We start from the raw sequence: 15408 nt of genomic DNA, 5'->3' as shown, positions 1-15408 counted from the left end.
TCATGATTGAACCCGCTGAAGACATGGGAACCAGCCGGCCGGGATTCAATCATGAGGTCGAATGCGAAGTTATTTTTCCTTCCGTCCGGTACCGTTTTGGGGAGACCCCCTTTACCTTTTTAAAAACTTTGGAGAAGAGCAAAGGGTCGTTATAGCCGACAGACCGGGAGATATCGCCGATCGAAAGCTCCGCGTTTTCCATCATTTCGCAAGCTTTGCGGATCCTGTATTGAATCAAATAATGCTGGATGCTCGTCTTCGTCCGTTGTTTGAATAACGAGCACAAATAGCTTCGGTTGAGTCCGATATATTGCGCGATGTCCTCAACGGTGATTTTCTGGGCATAATTGAGCTCGATAAAATCCTTCACTTTTTCCGCATAAATTTCCGCCTGGCTTTCTTGGGGGTTGGGGAGCGTTAGCGGACCGGACTCTGCAAGGGACGATAACATCAAATACAGCAGCCCGGTCAGCCGCGTTTCCCGGGATTTAGGGAATTCCCTCGACTCGATCATCAACTGCAGATACTGATCGATCATATCGTCCCGATCGTAATGAAGGATCGGAGATGCCATGGTTAAGCCGGCCTGCTTAAGGAGGAATTCCGCCAGCGTCCCGTTAAAGCCAAACCAGCAATAAGACCAAGGGTTTACCGCATCCGCTTGATAATGCGTCACGACATCGGGGATGATGAGAAATCCTTGTCCTTTCCCCAGCCTGTACCTTTTGCCTCCCACCTCGAAAATTCCTTCTCCGCCCAATATGTAGTGAAGCAGATAGTGGTTTCTTACGGCGGGCCCAAAATAATGGCCGGGAGTGCAATCCTCCCTGCCAAATTGAGTAAGATGCAGCTCTGCGTGATGTTTGCTTCGTGGCAAATATTCGATCACCGTCAATCTCCTTGTGCAAAATTTCTAGCATTATAACATATTTTATGAGGGTCATGCCATGTACTCGATATTTGAATTTAATATATTATTTCTGTAGCCGAAGGGCGTTTTAAAGCAAATGGATCAAGCTTTAAACCATGTCGGCTTCATATTACTCATCGATCAATATACTCTGTTGGGCAAGACGAAACGAATGTTCCAATGTGCGTGGCAAAGGGGATTTTTCCATAGCGCCTCTTTTTTTGGCATGGGTTTCCGAGGAGTATGATCTGGAAGGGAGTTATTTTTTTCATGGGCGTAATGGTTCAAGAGCAAACGGGGCTGTTTCATTTGCAGTCGACCGACATGAGCTATCTTATCCAAATCGTGGATGGATATCCTGTGCATGTATATTGGGGGAGCAGACTGAAGCACCGGGAATCGATGCCCGATCTGCTGATTCACACCCCGGCGGGGGCGGGATTGGACCGGCTGCCCCAAGAATATCCGCAGTATGGCAGCGGAGACTTTCGTAACCCGGCCTACCAGGTCGAACTTGAAGACGGAACGCGGATTACGGAACTGAAGTACGACGGTTACCGGATCAGCAAGGGCAAGCCGCCGCTGCCCGGACTGCCGGCGGTTTACGCGGAGGATGAATCCGAGGCGGATACGCTCGAGCTGATATTGAAAGATGCCTATTCGGGACTACAGGTAGTTCTCCTCTACACGATTTTCGCGGATCGAAACGTGATCGTGCGCTCGGCCCGTTTGTCGAACGCGGGGAAAGAAGGGCTTCGCATTCGTCGCGCTCTGAGCGCAAGCGTCGATATTACCGGCAAACAAGAGATGGAGATGGTCTACCTTTCCGGAGCCTGGGCTCGGGAAGGCAACATCACCCGCAGGCCGCTTCTTCAGGGCGAAACCCGCATCGACAGCAAAAGGGGCATCAGCAGCCATCAGTTCAACCCTTTCGCTGCGCTGGTCGCGAAGGAAACGACGGAATACCATGGCGAGGCCTTCGGCTTCAGCCTTGTGTACAGCGGCAGCTTTGAGGCGGGGGCCGAAGTGGATTCGTTCGGTTCCACGCGGTTTGGAATCGGCATCAATTCCTTTGACTTTGCATGGCTGCTAAGTCCCGGGGAGAGCTTCCAAACGCCGGAGGCCGTCATGGTTTACTCCGGACAAGGGCTGGGCGACATGTCGCGGACCTATCACCGTTTATATCGAACCCGGCTGTGCCGAGGGAAGTATCGGGACGAAGAACGGCCGATACTGGTCAATAACTGGGAAGCGACCTATTTTAACTTCAATGCGGATAAGCTGGTCGCGATCGCCGAGGAAGGGGCTAAATTAGGCATCGAATTGTTCGTCCTGGATGACGGTTGGTTCGGGAAACGGGATGCCGACAATTCATCCTTGGGCGATTGGTACGAGGATCGCCGGAAGCTGCCGGGCGGACTTGCGGACGTCGCGGAACGCATCAATCGGCTGGGGTTGAAATTCGGACTATGGTTCGAGCCCGAAATGATCTCGCCGGACAGCGAACTGTACCGGAAGCATCCGGATTGGTGCCTGCATGTTCCAGAGCGGCGGCGGACCGAAGCCCGGTGGCAGTTAGTGCTGGACTATACCCGCAAGGAAGTGCGCGATTATATCTATGACTCGTTGTCCGCGATATTCTCCAGCGTGCCGGTCGCTTACGTCAAATGGGACATGAACCGCGGCTTGACGGAAATCGGCTCCGCCGACCTGCCGCCGGAGCGCCAGGCGGAAACGGCACACCGTTACGTGCTTGGGTTGTACGAGCTGCTCGAGCGAATTACCACCGATTTTCCGCATATTTTGTTCGAAAGCTGCTCCAGCGGCGGCGGACGTTTCGATCCCGGCATGCTGCATTACATGCCTCAAACCTGGACAAGCGACAACACCGACGCGGTGGAACGTCTCAAGATTCAATACGGCACCAGCCTCGTTTATCCGGTAAGCGCCATCGGAGCGCATGTATCGGCCGTTCCGAACCATCAAGTCGGACGGATGACGCCCCTCGATTTTCGTGGCGATGTGGCGATGTCCGGCAATTTCGGATACGAACTGGATCTAACGAAATTCACCGAGGAGGAAAAAGAGACCGTTAAGCACCAGGTCGCATTCTACAAGCAGATTCGCGGTTTAGTGCAAAAAGGCGACTTGTACCGGCTGAAGAGTCCGTTTGAAGGAAACGAGTCGGCTTGGATGTTCGTTTCGGAAGACAAAGGGGAGGCTCTCGTCTTCTGCTTCCAAGTGATGGCCGTGCCGAACCCGCCTCGACGCACCTTGCGGCTCGACGGACTGGACCCGGAACTGGAATACGAGGTGCAGTCGGGACATCGCGGAGAAAAGTCGATCATCGGAGGAGACAGGCTCATGAAATTGGGGCTGCCTCTCGCTTACGAACAAAAAGACTACGAAAGCAGATGGTTCAGGCTTCAAGCCATAAAGCCCGGGAAGAGCTGACATAGAGAATTCAGCCAACGCCCGAAGGAAATACAATCCATGGAGAGCGGTGCCCCTTTTTGAGAGAAAAGGGGCATTTTGCGCGCAGCGGCCAAATTGGCTCGGGAGGTTAAAACGATGTTTTTTATCCGATTCATGAACGACATGAAAATGAAGAAGAAGCTGGCGATTACGTTCATCTCGGCAGCCGTTCTTCCCTTGCTGCTGTGCGGCCTGTTTCTGACCGGGAAGCTTCGGGAAATCGCCGTCAATAACGCCTTTGCCCAAGCGTCCAACAACGTTGAACGGGTCCGAAAGCGCACGGAAGAGCTGATTAAGGTGCCGCTGGACATTTCGAACCGGCTAATGAATGACAACCGGATGAAGAAGGCTGCCGGCCAAAAATACGACAGTTACGTTGATGTCATTCGGACTTACCGGGAGTACACGGATATTCGCGACTACCTCCAGTTGTATAAAGAGATATCGGGCATCCGCGTCTATGCGGTCAATCCCGGAGCGCTCAACAATTGGGAGTTTATCCAGCCGGACGCCAGCATCATGGCCCAGGATTGGTACAGGGAGGCCCTGGATCAGAAAGGCATGGCGGGCTGGAACTTCATGAAAGACGAACGGAAAGATGCCGATGACTTGAGTCTGATTCGTTCCTTTCCGCTCGACTCTTCGGGGCGAAAAGGGGTCCTGGTCATCAACGTGGACAGGCAGCGATTAAGCTCCATCCTGGATCAAGAGTCGTTTCCTACGTTGATCGTGGACGACCGGAATCGGATCGTCGCGTCCAACGAAGCGGGTGTCACAGGAAAGGACCTCTCGGCAATCCATGCCGACGAAGATATGCGATCCCTTCAAGCGGGAAGTTATGACCTGTCCGTAAACGGCAAATCGTCCAAAGTGGTTATCGCCGGCATACACCCGCAGGACAGTTGGAACGGGCTGCGGGTTATTTCCGTTTTTTCCGTGGCCGAGATTACCCGTGACGCCAACCAAGTGATCCGCCTCGGCGTGGTCGTGATGACGGCCAGCCTGATTTTTGCCGCTTTGCTCATCTATGCTTCGGCTGCGTTGTTATCCGGAAGGCTCCTCCGCTTAAGCAAGCATATGTCCAGGGTCCGGTCAGGATCTTGGGAAACCTTTCTGGATATCGACGGCAAAGACGAGATTGGTTTGCTGTCCAGGCAATTTAATGCGTTAGTGAGGGAAGTGAACGATTTGGTCCATGAAGTCCAGGAAACGAATCACCAAAAATACCTGGTAGAGCAAAGGCAAAACGAGATGAAGTTCAGGATGCTGGCCAGCCAGATTCATCCCCATTTCCTGTTCAACTCGCTGGAGTCGATCCGGATGGAGGCCCATATCCGGAAGCAAGATGATATCGCGGAGGCGGTATGGTTGCTCAGCACGTTGCTGCGCAGCAGCCTCGAGACCGGGAACGGCAAGATATCGCTCGGCCAAGAGCTGGAGCGGGTACGCTGCTATCTTGACATTCAAAAGTTCAGGTATGAAGACCGTTTGAGGTACCAATTGACGGTGGATGCGGGCTTGGAGGGGATGCAGGTACCGCCGTTGATCATCCAACCATTGGTCGAAAATGCCGTCGTTCATGGCTTGGATAGCCGGGCGGAAGCCGTATGCATCGAGGTGGAAGCCAAAGCCGTTCCAAGGGGAGTTCGGGTCAAGGTGAGCGACGACGGCGGGGGCTTTGCGCCTGATCGTCTCGCCCTGATACGGGAAAAGCTTGCTTCGGACATGATGGATGAGGAGGAGCAGCGGATCGGTTTGCGCAACGTCAACGATCGGCTTGTTTTGCTGTACGGGGCGTCAAGCGCCTTGCAGATCGAAAGCGAACCGGAAGTCGGAACATGCATCACGTTTTTTATACCGGGAGGTGATTCCCTGTGTTGAAGGTTATGATCGTGGATGACGAACCGAAGCTCCGCCAAGGCCTTCAAACGTTGATTCCGTGGGAAAGCCTGGATCTCGCCGTGACGGCCGCGGCAGCCAATGGAAAAGAAGCGTTGGAAATGATGGGAAAAGAACCTCCGGACATCGCGCTCGTCGATATCCGCATGCCGCTTATGGATGGGTTGCAATTGATCCGGCGGCTGGCAACGAGCGGCCATCAAGTGCAATGCATCATCCTTAGCGGGTATGCCGATTTCGAATATGCCAAGCAAGCCATCAAATACGGGGTTGCCGGGTATCTTCTCAAACCGGTGGATATCAAAGAAATGACGAATACATTAAAGCGGGTGCGTGAGCGCATCGAAGCGGAGCGGGTGAAACGGGGGCAACGGCAGCTCGGGGTTGAGAACCGGGAGCGGGTCCTGCACCGCCTTCTCATACCGCAGGATCAGCACGAAGCCCCCGCCCGATTGAGAAACATCGCAAACGAAGCCGGCTTGTTGTGGAGCAGCTATGAAGTCGTTTGCGTGCTTCCGCGCGACGTTGAAGCGGGCCGTCCCGACATGCTTCAGCAGTGCGCGGATGCAATACAACCCTTGATTGAAGGCAGTGGCATGGGGGTGGTGACCGTGAATCCCCCATACGTGGTTTTGCTCCTCCGCAAGCCGCTGCGCGGCATCCGGCAGCGGGAGCATTTGCATCAGGAAATCCGGAACGCTTTGGGAGATTTACGTTTCGTCGCTGCAACCGGGGGAGCCGTCTGCCAGCCCGAAGAGATTTGCCGCTCCTATGCGAAAGCCCGGAATTGGATCAAGCAGGCTTTTTTTAGCGAGAAAGGACAGCTGCTGGGGCCGGGCGCTCCATCTGGCCCTTTTTCGGAATCCCCCGGACAATTCAACGAAAACGCCGAAGAGATGATGGAGGAGTTCATACTCCGCCTATATTACAGTTTGGATGCCGGAAATGAACCGATGATCCTCCCGTTGTTGCAAGAAGCCGCAGCGTATTTTCTCATGCAGGAGCAGGATGAACATTCCGTCAAAGAATCGTTCTTTTTCCTATCCAACGCCGTCATTCATAAGCTGGCCGCGGGTTCCCGCAAGGAATGGAAAAAAACGGAGGAGGTTTCGAGGTTTCTGAAGGGGATTTTCGAATATGAGTATCTGAGCGATCTGCTGGAAGAGACCCGCCGTTTTCTTCTCGCTTTGGCGGAGGAATCCGAACCGGAGGGGAAGGAAAAGGAATTGAAGATCATGATCAACATCATCCACAGGCATTACGCCGACCCTTTGAAACTGGAAACATTGGCCGGCATGCTGAACTACAGTACGGCCTATTTGGGACAGCTTTTCAAAAGCAAGACGGGAGAGTATTTTAACACATACCTCGACAAGGTCCGGATCCAAAAGGCAAAGGAGCTGCTGGAACAAGGAATGAAGGTGTACGAAGCGGCGGAGCGCGTCGGCTACACAAACGTCAACTACTTTTACAGCAAGTTCAAAAAATACGAAGGACGTTCGCCGTCGGATTTTAAAAATCCATAATTTGTGGATGATTTTTACCGAAATCCGTTGTATGGGCCGATTCTCCCCCCTGATTTATGATGGAAAGCAAGGAGATGGGAGGGGAGGAAAAATGAAAACGATATCATCTAGTCTGGAAAACGTTTACGAACCGGCAAAGCAGACAAAAAAAAGTGCCTGGAAGGTGCTGAAAAACCAGAAGTATCTCTACTACATGTCCATCCCGTTCGTTCTTTGGGTCTTTGTCTTTCAGTACCTGCCTCTGTGGGGCTGGACGATGGCCTTCCAAAAATATAGGCCCGGCGTCGGTTTTTTTGAACAGAAGTGGGTGGGCTTGGAGCATTTCCGGACCTTGTTCCAGGATGACCATTTCTACCAAGTGCTCCGGAATACGCTGGCCATGAGCTTGATGGGCCTGATCGCGGGTTTCATCGTACCCGTCGTTTTTGCCCTGATGCTCAACGAGGTTCGATTGCAGGTGATGAAACGTTTTGTGCAAACCGTATCTTACCTGCCGCATTTTGTTTCGTGGGTGGTTGCCGCAGGCATCGTCACCAAAATGCTCTCGACGGACGGCGGCGTGGTGAACAGCCTGCTCATAAGCCTCCATATCATCGATCAGCCGATCCAGTTTATGGCCCAGGGACACTGGTTTTGGGGGATTGTGACAGGCGCGGACATTTGGAAGGAAACGGGCTGGAACGCCATTATCTACCTGGCGGCCATCTCCGGCATTGGGCCCGAGTTGTACGAAGCGGCGCGGGTAGACGGCGCAAGCAGGCTGCGGCAAATGTGGCATATCACGCTGCCCGGGATCAGGCCGACGATCATCGTGCTCCTGATCATGTCCATCGGCCATTTGCTCGGTACCGGCTTCGAGAAGCAGTTCTTGCTAGGCAATCACCTCGTCATCGATTACTCCGAAGTGCTTGACTTGTATGCGCTTAATTACGGTCTGGCCATGGGACGTTATTCCTTCGGGACGGCAATCAATATTTTCAATTCCGTCATCAGCCTGATCCTGTTGTTTGCGGCCAACGGCATTTTTAAGCGCTTTACCAACGAAAGCATTATGTAAGGAGGAAGACATGGGGACTGTCAATCGTATGGCACCGGTCGGCCGGGGATCAAGCAAACTGAAGTCGAAATCTCCGCAGGACCGGATTTTGGTAGCGGTCGTTTATCTGTTCATGATCGTGGTCACCGTTTTGACGATTTATCCGTTCTTAAACGTGCTGGCGATCTCCCTTAACGATTCGGTGGACACCGTCAGAGGGGGGATTACGGTCTGGCCAAGGCAATTCACGTTAAAAAATTACGATTTGATCTTTACTTACAGCGGCTTGATCACCGGATTCAAAATCTCGGTTCTGAGGACGGTCGTGGGTACCGCAGCGGGTTTGATCAGCGGTTCCATGCTGGCTTACACGCTTGCGCGCAGCGATTTCCAGGCCAGAAAATTCATTTCCGCCTTTCTCGCCGTAACCATGTACGTATCAGGGGGGCTGATTCCGGGATTTATCCTGATGAAGGATCTGCATTTGATCAATACGTTTGCCGTTTATATTTTGCCGGGTCTCGTAAGCGCCTTTAACGTCTTCGTGATTCGTTCCTTCATCGACGGTCTGCCCTATGCGCTGCAAGAATCGGCCAAACTGGACGGGGCCAACGATTTTACGATCTACTGGCGCGTGATCCTGCCCCTATGCAAGCCGGCATTGGCGACCGTGGCCCTTTTCTTGGCGGTAGGGCAATGGAACTCCTGGTTCGATACGTATCTGTTTAACGGGTCCAACGAATCGTTGACAACGCTGCAATACGAGTTGATGAAAATTTTGCAGAGCACGACGACAAGCGCAACCAATGCCCAGGATGCCGCCAACATGGCCCAGCGTATGGCGCAGGTGTCGCCGGAATCGGTCAAAATGGCGATCACCATCATCGTGACGGTGCCGATTCTGATCGTCTATCCTTTCTTGCAAAAATATTTCGTGAAAGGCATGACGCTCGGGGCGGTCAAAAGTTAAAAACAGATCCAGGTGTGTCCAGGCTTACGCCTGTTTCATACAGCACTGTCGTTGATCAATACATTTTTTTGGGGGGGTTAAGCTTCATGAAGTCAGGGAAAAAAAGATGGGCGGCGTCTTTGCTGGCGCTGACTTTGACGGCAACGCTCGTTGCGTGCGGCGGAAACGGCGGCTCTCCGGCTGCCGGGACAGAGGGGGATGCTGCATCCGGAACGAAGGGCGACGACTTAAAGCCCATTACGTTCACGTATTTTTCGGAAGACTCCAGCACGAACTGGAATAACATGAAAGACGAGGTCGGCAAGGTAATCACGGAAAAAACCGGGGTTACGCTGGATGCAGAGTTCGCTGTCGGCGATCCGGTACAAAAAATTTCACTGATTGCGGCTACCGGCAACTATCCCGACTTGATCGCAGCCAAAGCGGACGTCGGCAAACTCGTCGACGCAGGCGCCGTCATCGATTTGACGGATTTGATCGACAAGCACGCGCCGAACATCAAAAAAATGCTTGGAGACAAGCTTGTTCGAACGAAGTACAGTTTGGACGACCAGGCGATCTACGCGATTCCGACCTGGTCGGCCGTCGAGGAGAAGAAGATTAAAGCCGACGGAGGTTTTGAACTTCAGCATCGCGTCGTCAAGGAAGCGGGATATCCGGAAATTCGCACGGTGAAGGATTTTGAGAAGGTCATTCAAGACTATATTACGAAGCATCCGACCGACGAAAACGGCAACAAAAACATCGGGTTGTCCCTGAATGCGGACGATTGGCATATGTACCAGGTGACCAACTTGGGGTTCCAGACGACCGGCGGGCCGGACGACGGCGAATATTACATCGATCAAGAAACGCATCAAGCCACCTACCATTTCCGCCGTCCGGAAGAAAAGGAGTTTTTCCGCTGGCTGAATCACATGAATGCCGTTGGCCTGCTTGATCCGGAAAGTTTCGTTCAGAAGACCGACCAGTTTAAAGCAAAGGTGGCTTCGGGGCGGGTTCTTGGCCTTGCCGATCCGGAATGGGACTACGGCGACGGACAAAATGCGCTCAAAGCGGCGGGCAAATTCGACCAGACGTACGGTCATTATCCGGTCACGATGAGTAAGGAATACAAGGATACGAGCTTCTGGCCCGCCGGCTTTGACGGAGGGTACGGCATCTCGATCTCCAGCAAATGCAAGGATCCGGTGCGTGCGATCAAGTTCCTCGACTTTTTGGCATCGGAAGAAGGGCAGATCCTGAACAACTGGGGCATCGAAGGCAAGCATTACACGGTGGAAAACGGCAAACGCACGCTTATTCCGGAGGTGCAGGAACGGGCGAACAATGACGGCGCGGCGTTCCAAAAAGAATCCGGCCTGGGGCTGTACTGGAACCTGATGGTCCACTACGGCGACGGCATCAAGGATTCGACCGGCAACTACTTCACCCGTAACTACCCGGAACTGCTGACGGCCAATTACAGCGCGGCGGAAAAAGAGACCTTGAAAGCGTATAACGCGGAGCATTGGAAAGACCTTTTCCCAAAGGAAGAAGAATTCAAACCGAGAGCTTATGGAGCGGCGTATACGATGTCGCTGCCTAACGACGACCCTGCCGTGATCCTGGGCGCCAAAATGAAGGATATCACCTGGAAACGCATCCCGGAAGCGGTCATGTCCAAGCCGGAAGACTTCGACAACATCTGGGACGCCTACATGGCGGAACTGGAGAAGGCTGGAGTCAAGGAAATGGAAGAAGCCTATACCAAGCATATTAAAGACCGGATTGAGCTCTGGTCCACCAAATAACTAGAACGAGGCTTATCGAATAACGGGTATGTAAACTCTTCAGCCCTTTCGCTTCCTGCAGGAAGCTGGAAGGGCTTTGAGTGCTTTTTATGCGGTCCGGTTTTCGAACGGACATTGATGGACCTGATCGCATTTCCTGTTTCTCTCCATAATTACGCTCCATGCAGCCAATGCTATACCAAGCAATGTGACGATGGAGGCAACCCATGGCACGGCTGCTAGTCCCATCTTACTATCGATCACCAGTCCGCCTATGAATGCGCCGATTGCGTTGCCCAGATTGAAAGCCGATATATTGAGCGTCGAAGCCAATTCTTGCGCGTCTCCGGCTTTTTGCAGCACGAACATGTTGAGGGAGGGAATTATGCTGTATGCTGCCACTCCCCAGATGAAAACAGTCATTACGGCAGCGACTTTGCCATGGCTCGACCAAGTAAATATCGCCATGGATGCGGCTAAGAGTATTAATCCGCCAAACAAGGTCGGCACGAGCCGTTTATCGGCAAGGCTGCCGCCCGCGATGTTGCCAAGTAACGAACCTGCTCCGAAAACAAGCAAAATGATGGTCACCGAATCACTGGAAAAGCCCGTTATTCGTTCTAGAATTGGAGTAATGTACGTAAACCCGGCGAACGTCCCGCCGGTTCCGAATATGGTTATCAGCAGAACCAGGAGAAAGGCGGGACGGCTGACGATGCGCAGCTGCCCTTTGAGAGAGACCCCTTTCGATCGCGGCAATGGGGGAATCTGTTTCATAATGCCCAGCAGGGCCGCAGCAGAAAGAAGCGATATGACCAGAAAAGGAAACCGCCAGCCCAAATGCTGGCCAAGAAGGGTTCCGAGGGGAGCGCCAAGGATGACGGATACGGTCAATCCGGATCCGACCAGTGCGATATTCCTTCCTTCCTTGCCTGGTTGCGCCAAATTTTTTGCAGTGACAACGATCATGCCGAACAGGGTTCCGTGTGCCAAGGAGCTTATGACTCGCCCTGCCAGCAGCACACCGTACGAGGGAGCGGCGGTGCAGACGATACTGCCTATAATAAATACGAACAGGAATAAACTTAATAAGGTTTTTCGCGGTAATCTTCCGGTCAACGCCGACAATACGGGTCCCCCAATGACGACGCCAAGAGCGTATCCTGTCACAAGCATGCCTGCGGCAGAAATCGAAACTTGGGTCTCGGTTGCAATAGGCAATAAGAGTCCCATGGGGAGAAGCTCGGCAGTGCCAACGGCAAATATCGTGAGGGTTAAAAGAATGAGCGCGGTCATTCTTCTTCGGTTGGAAAGATTACTGAAGTCTTGTGAGTCCGTCATGGTATATACTCTCCTCTCAGCGTGCTGCAATCGGCATCTGGCTTTCGGTGATATAACCGAGCTCATTGCCTTCTTGCTTTGACAAATATAATTCTCTGCTCGGCATCTCCGAGCTTATTTGGTAATGATTTCTTTCAATCCAGGAGCCTAGGTCGATACTCACCGGTGTATCTCTGTCGGGACGGCTGACGTGCTTGACCGACGCGACGGTCATTTCGGGGAGCACTTTCGTCTTGAATCGATCTGAGTCCGGGAGCGGAAGCTGAATTGGGCAGGCAATCTCCAGGCTGATGTTATCTTCGCACTCCGCGCAACTGTGCCACAGAACCATATGCGAAGTGGGGAGCGACACGCCGTTCCACTTTAAATATTCGTCAATTTCTTCAAATAAATAGGGGATGTTCACCCTGCTCGTGGTTTCTTTGACCGAAACGACCATTAGCGGATCCACCTTCTTTACCAAAACCTCGAAACGCGGCGTTCCACCACGTTCGATCTGCTCCAGCCTCGCTTCAATTCGCCTCAAACGCTCGATTTCCGACTGAATCAACGACTGGACTTCTGCCTTCTTCAGCCGAAACATCCCTCGCATTTCATCAGGCGATACGTCATCATGAAGGAGCTGCCTAATCTGTTCCAGCGTAAATCCCAGATCTTTAAAAACGAGAATCCGATGCAAGACAAGCAATTGATCGCTAGTATAGTATCGGTAACCGCTTTGCGGGTCCGTATATGCAGGTTTGAGCAGTTCAAGTTGATCATAGAAGCGCAGCGTTTTGGCAGGAACTTGACTCAGTTTGGAAAACTCGCTGATCTTAAACATCATCCTTCTTCCTTTCTTGGATATGTTGGAGTTACCGTGGCCTTATTATAAACTTTCCATACAAGGGGAAAGTCAAGGTCTAAAAATGATTTTAAAATGAAGTATTTTTTTCATTCATCTTCTTGTTGACCTTCACGTTACGTTAAGGTGTACAGTATAGACGTCAGGGGGTGAAATCATGGAATACACCATACAGAAGCTCGGACGGCTGGCTGGAATCAGCACCCGGACGCTTCGATATTACGATGAGATTGGCATTCTGAAGCCGGCCAGAATCAACTCTTCGGGTTACCGAATTTACGGGGAAGATGAGGTGAACCGGTTGCAGCAGATTTTGTTCTACCGCGAGCTGGGGTTCCAGCTGGAAGATATTAAGGCCATCATGGATTCGCCATCCTTTGACCGGACCCGGGCGCTGAGGGAGCACCATGCGCAGCTTCTTGACAGGAGACGGCAGCTCGACCTGCTGATTACGAATGTGGAGAAAACGATTGCCTCCGCTGAAGGGAGAATCACAATGAGCGATCAGGAGAAATTTGAAGGGTTTAAACAAAAATGCATCGATGACAACGAGAAACAATACGGCAAGGAAGCCCGGGAAAAATACGGTGATGAGGCCGTGGATAAGTCCAATGCGAAATGGATGAGCATGACGAAGGAGCAGCATGAGGAGGTAACCCGTCTCGCTGATGAGCTGTATGAGACGTTGGCTGAAGCGTTCAAACAGGGGGATCCGGCCGGAGAGCTTGCCCAGCGCGCGGCGGATTTGCATAAACGGTGGCTACGTATTTTTGGAACGATTACAGCAAGGAGGCCCATGCGGGACTTGCCCAAATGTACGTGGATGATGAGCGGTTTACGGCACATTATGATGCGAAGCAGCCGGGAACGGCGGCATTTCTGCGGGATGCGATTTTGATTTATACGGGCATGAAATCCTAAGCAGGCTTAGCCTGACCCAATAAAGTCATATGGTTTTGGAGTCACCCCTCTGCTTGCGTAACCCACGCGGCAGAGGGGTTTTATTGTGAACGTGCCCAAGGAGCCAGAAACACAGCCTTTATGCCCCGGATGAGGCAAGGCTGTCGTTGGCTTCGCTTTTAAGCTCCGGAAATTCTCGGCATCGGCATCGGTTCCTTCCCCAGCTCGGCCCATACATATTTCAGCAAAAGTTCGGTTTTGAGCGAGGCGTACGCCGGGTCGTTCCAGACATTGTTCAACTCGCCGGGATCCTCCTGAAGATCGAAGATTTCGCCGTAGGTTTGATTGTAATACACCGTGATTTTGTAGCGCTCGTCGACATAGGTCTTTTGATGGATCGTCGTCGGTTCGTGCCTGAACTCGCAGATGGCATGCGTGCGCGCCTGCGACGCTTCGCCGAGCCATACCTTTTTCTGGTCGACGCCCGTCATGGCGTAAGGAACGGGAAGCCCGCACAGGGACAAAAAGGTCGGAGCCAAATCCACCAAGGACTGGATCGCGCTGCTCCGCTTGCCTGCCGGTACCCGTCCGGGATAACGCACGATAAACGGCAGTTTGATCAAGTCTTCGTAATGAAAACCGCCCTTGGCCTGCAAGCCGTGCTGCCCGAAAAAGTGGCCGTGGTCCGTCGTAAAGACGACAATGGTGTTGTCGGCGATCCCCAGTTCGTCCAGCTTATCGAGAATACGCCCGATGTACTTATCCATCATGCTGATCATGCCGTAATAGACGGCGACCAGCTTTTTCTTGTCAAAGTCCGTTAACCGCGGTCTGCTGCCGTATTCGTAATAATGATGCGACCGGTAACCGTGGATGCCGTACCCCGTTTCTTGCAGATCGGAAAAGTCGGGATGTTCTTCCTGCGTTTTTGCAAAATGCGGCGGATTGCGGTCGTGTTCGCCCGGCACCATTTCCGGAATCGTAAGCTCATCAGGGTCGTACATCGTATCCCACGGCTCGGGTACGAGGTATTCGGGATGCGGGTCGAAGAAGCTGGACCACAGGAAAAAGCTCTCGCCATTTTCGTGATATTGTTCCAGTAAAGCATTCGTTCGTTCGGCAATCCAGGTATTGTAGTGGTACTCTTCGGGGATCGGCCAGGTATACATCCGGTTCCGGTCCATGGTGCCGGTCGGCGGCAGAAAATAGTCCCTCCAGTTACGGCAGCCTTTTTCCTCCATCCACAGCGCATAATGCTGCCCGACGTGGGCTTCGTTCGTGTGATTCCGGGCCAGCTCCACATGGTCGAAGCCGTAAAACTCGCCGTTATAATGTTTCCAAAATTCCAGATCCTGCAAAATGGGGTATGCTTCAAGCGACGGAAACGCTTCGGTCGACCGGAGCGGCTGAAAATGGGCTTTGCCGATGAGCCCGGTCCGGTAACCGGCCTGCCTGAAATCTTCGCCTACCGTGTGCCTGTCTTCCAGCAATTTGGTGCCAAGCGTCCACGCGCCGTGCTGGCTCGGGTACATGCCGGTAATGATCGAAGCGCGGCTGGGCGTGCAGGTCGGATTGGGGCAATACGCCCGGTCGAACGCCGTTCCTTCCCGGACAAGCCGGTCCAGGTTCGGGGTCTGTATTTCGGGATTCCACGCGCCAATCGTGTTCCAATGCTGCTGATCGCTGGTGATCAACAAAATGTTCGGTTTTTTCATCCGTCACCCTCCTTGCCCTG

General features: G+C 52.8%; 10 protein-coding genes and 1 pseudogene. 7 read left to right on the top strand and 4 right to left on the bottom strand.

All coding sequences use genetic code 11. From position 1 onward, the window contains the following. Positions 1–49: 49 nt before the first annotated feature. Positions 50–889, bottom strand: coding sequence for an AraC family transcriptional regulator (locus AC27KL_RS11830; protein WP_036710372.1), 840 nt, complete (start codon positions 887–889; stop codon positions 50–52). Between the two features lie 291 nt (positions 890–1180). Here AC27KL_RS11830 and AC27KL_RS11825 point away from each other — a divergent pair, with 291 nt between their 5' ends. The 6 genes from AC27KL_RS11825 to AC27KL_RS11800 all read left to right on the top strand — a co-directional run bounded on the left by AC27KL_RS11825 (position 1181) and on the right by AC27KL_RS11800 (position 10609). Next, entirely contained in the window at positions 1181–3364 is a 2184-nt protein-coding gene (locus AC27KL_RS11825; protein WP_487169792.1) for an alpha-galactosidase, read from the top strand. A 117-nt stretch (positions 3365–3481) separates the two neighbouring features. Then, the gene (locus AC27KL_RS11820) at positions 3482–5266 is read left to right on the top strand and encodes a cache domain-containing sensor histidine kinase (RefSeq protein WP_487169791.1); all 1785 of its coding nucleotides are present in this window, start codon (positions 3482–3484) and stop codon (positions 5264–5266) included. Continuing rightward, complete coding sequence (locus AC27KL_RS11815; protein ID WP_487169790.1) at positions 5260–6810, top strand: response regulator transcription factor; 1551 nt, start codon at positions 5260–5262, stop codon at positions 6808–6810. Before AC27KL_RS11820 ends, AC27KL_RS11815 begins: the two co-directional genes overlap by 7 nt. 91 nt (positions 6811–6901) lie before the next feature. Beyond that, complete coding sequence (locus AC27KL_RS11810; protein ID WP_487169789.1) at positions 6902–7867, top strand: ABC transporter permease; 966 nt, start codon at positions 6902–6904, stop codon at positions 7865–7867. A 10-nt stretch (positions 7868–7877) separates the two neighbouring features. After that, positions 7878–8816, top strand: a complete 939-nt coding sequence (locus tag AC27KL_RS11805; RefSeq protein WP_487169788.1) for a carbohydrate ABC transporter permease — start codon at positions 7878–7880, stop codon at positions 8814–8816. Positions 8817–8902: 86 nt separating this feature from the next. Continuing rightward, entirely contained in the window at positions 8903–10609 is a 1707-nt protein-coding gene (locus tag AC27KL_RS11800; RefSeq protein WP_487169787.1) for an ABC transporter substrate-binding protein, read from the top strand. A gap of 87 nt (positions 10610–10696) precedes the next feature. Here AC27KL_RS11800 and AC27KL_RS11795 read toward each other — a convergent pair whose 3' ends face one another. Continuing rightward, on the bottom strand, positions 10697–11929 hold the full coding sequence (locus tag AC27KL_RS11795; protein ID WP_487169786.1) for an MFS transporter: 1233 nt from the start codon (positions 11927–11929) through the stop codon (positions 10697–10699). Positions 11930–11945: 16 nt separating this feature from the next. Beyond that, entirely contained in the window at positions 11946–12752 is an 807-nt protein-coding gene (locus tag AC27KL_RS11790) for a MerR family transcriptional regulator (RefSeq protein ID WP_339321068.1), read from the bottom strand. Between the two features lie 178 nt (positions 12753–12930). Here AC27KL_RS11790 and AC27KL_RS11785 point away from each other — a divergent pair. Next, positions 12931–13694 (top strand): annotated as a pseudogene (locus AC27KL_RS11785) (MerR family transcriptional regulator). 158 nt (positions 13695–13852) lie between these two features. Here the strand turns inward: AC27KL_RS11785 and AC27KL_RS11780 are convergent. Beyond that, entirely contained in the window at positions 13853–15388 is a 1536-nt protein-coding gene (locus tag AC27KL_RS11780) for a sulfatase family protein (RefSeq protein WP_487169785.1), read from the bottom strand. Positions 15389–15408: the final 20 nt, after the last annotated feature.

The organism is Paenibacillus sp. YAE3 (assembly GCF_057546105.1).
This window is presented reverse-complemented; position numbering and strand designations above follow the sequence as displayed.

Excerpts from the sequence above, each read along its gene's own strand:
- AC27KL_RS11825 (WP_487169792.1), top strand. The coding sequence starts at position 1,181 with ATGGGCGTAATGGTTCAAGAGCAAACGGGGCTGTTTCATTTGCAGTCG.
- AC27KL_RS11820 (WP_487169791.1), top strand. The coding sequence starts at position 3,482 with ATGTTTTTTATCCGATTCATGAACGACATGAAAATGAAGAAGAAGCTG.
- AC27KL_RS11810 (WP_487169789.1), top strand. The coding sequence starts at position 6,902 with ATGAAAACGATATCATCTAGTCTGGAAAACGTTTACGAACCGGCAAAG.
- AC27KL_RS11805 (WP_487169788.1), top strand. The coding sequence starts at position 7,878 with ATGGGGACTGTCAATCGTATGGCACCGGTCGGCCGGGGATCAAGCAAA.
- AC27KL_RS11800 (WP_487169787.1), top strand. The coding sequence starts at position 8,903 with ATGAAGTCAGGGAAAAAAAGATGGGCGGCGTCTTTGCTGGCGCTGACT.
- AC27KL_RS11795 (WP_487169786.1), bottom strand. The coding sequence starts at position 11,929 with ATGACGGACTCACAAGACTTCAGTAATCTTTCCAACCGAAGAAGAATG.
- AC27KL_RS11790 (WP_339321068.1), bottom strand. The coding sequence starts at position 12,752 with ATGTTTAAGATCAGCGAGTTTTCCAAACTGAGTCAAGTTCCTGCCAAA.
- AC27KL_RS11780 (WP_487169785.1), bottom strand. The coding sequence starts at position 15,388 with ATGAAAAAACCGAACATTTTGTTGATCACCAGCGATCAGCAGCATTGG.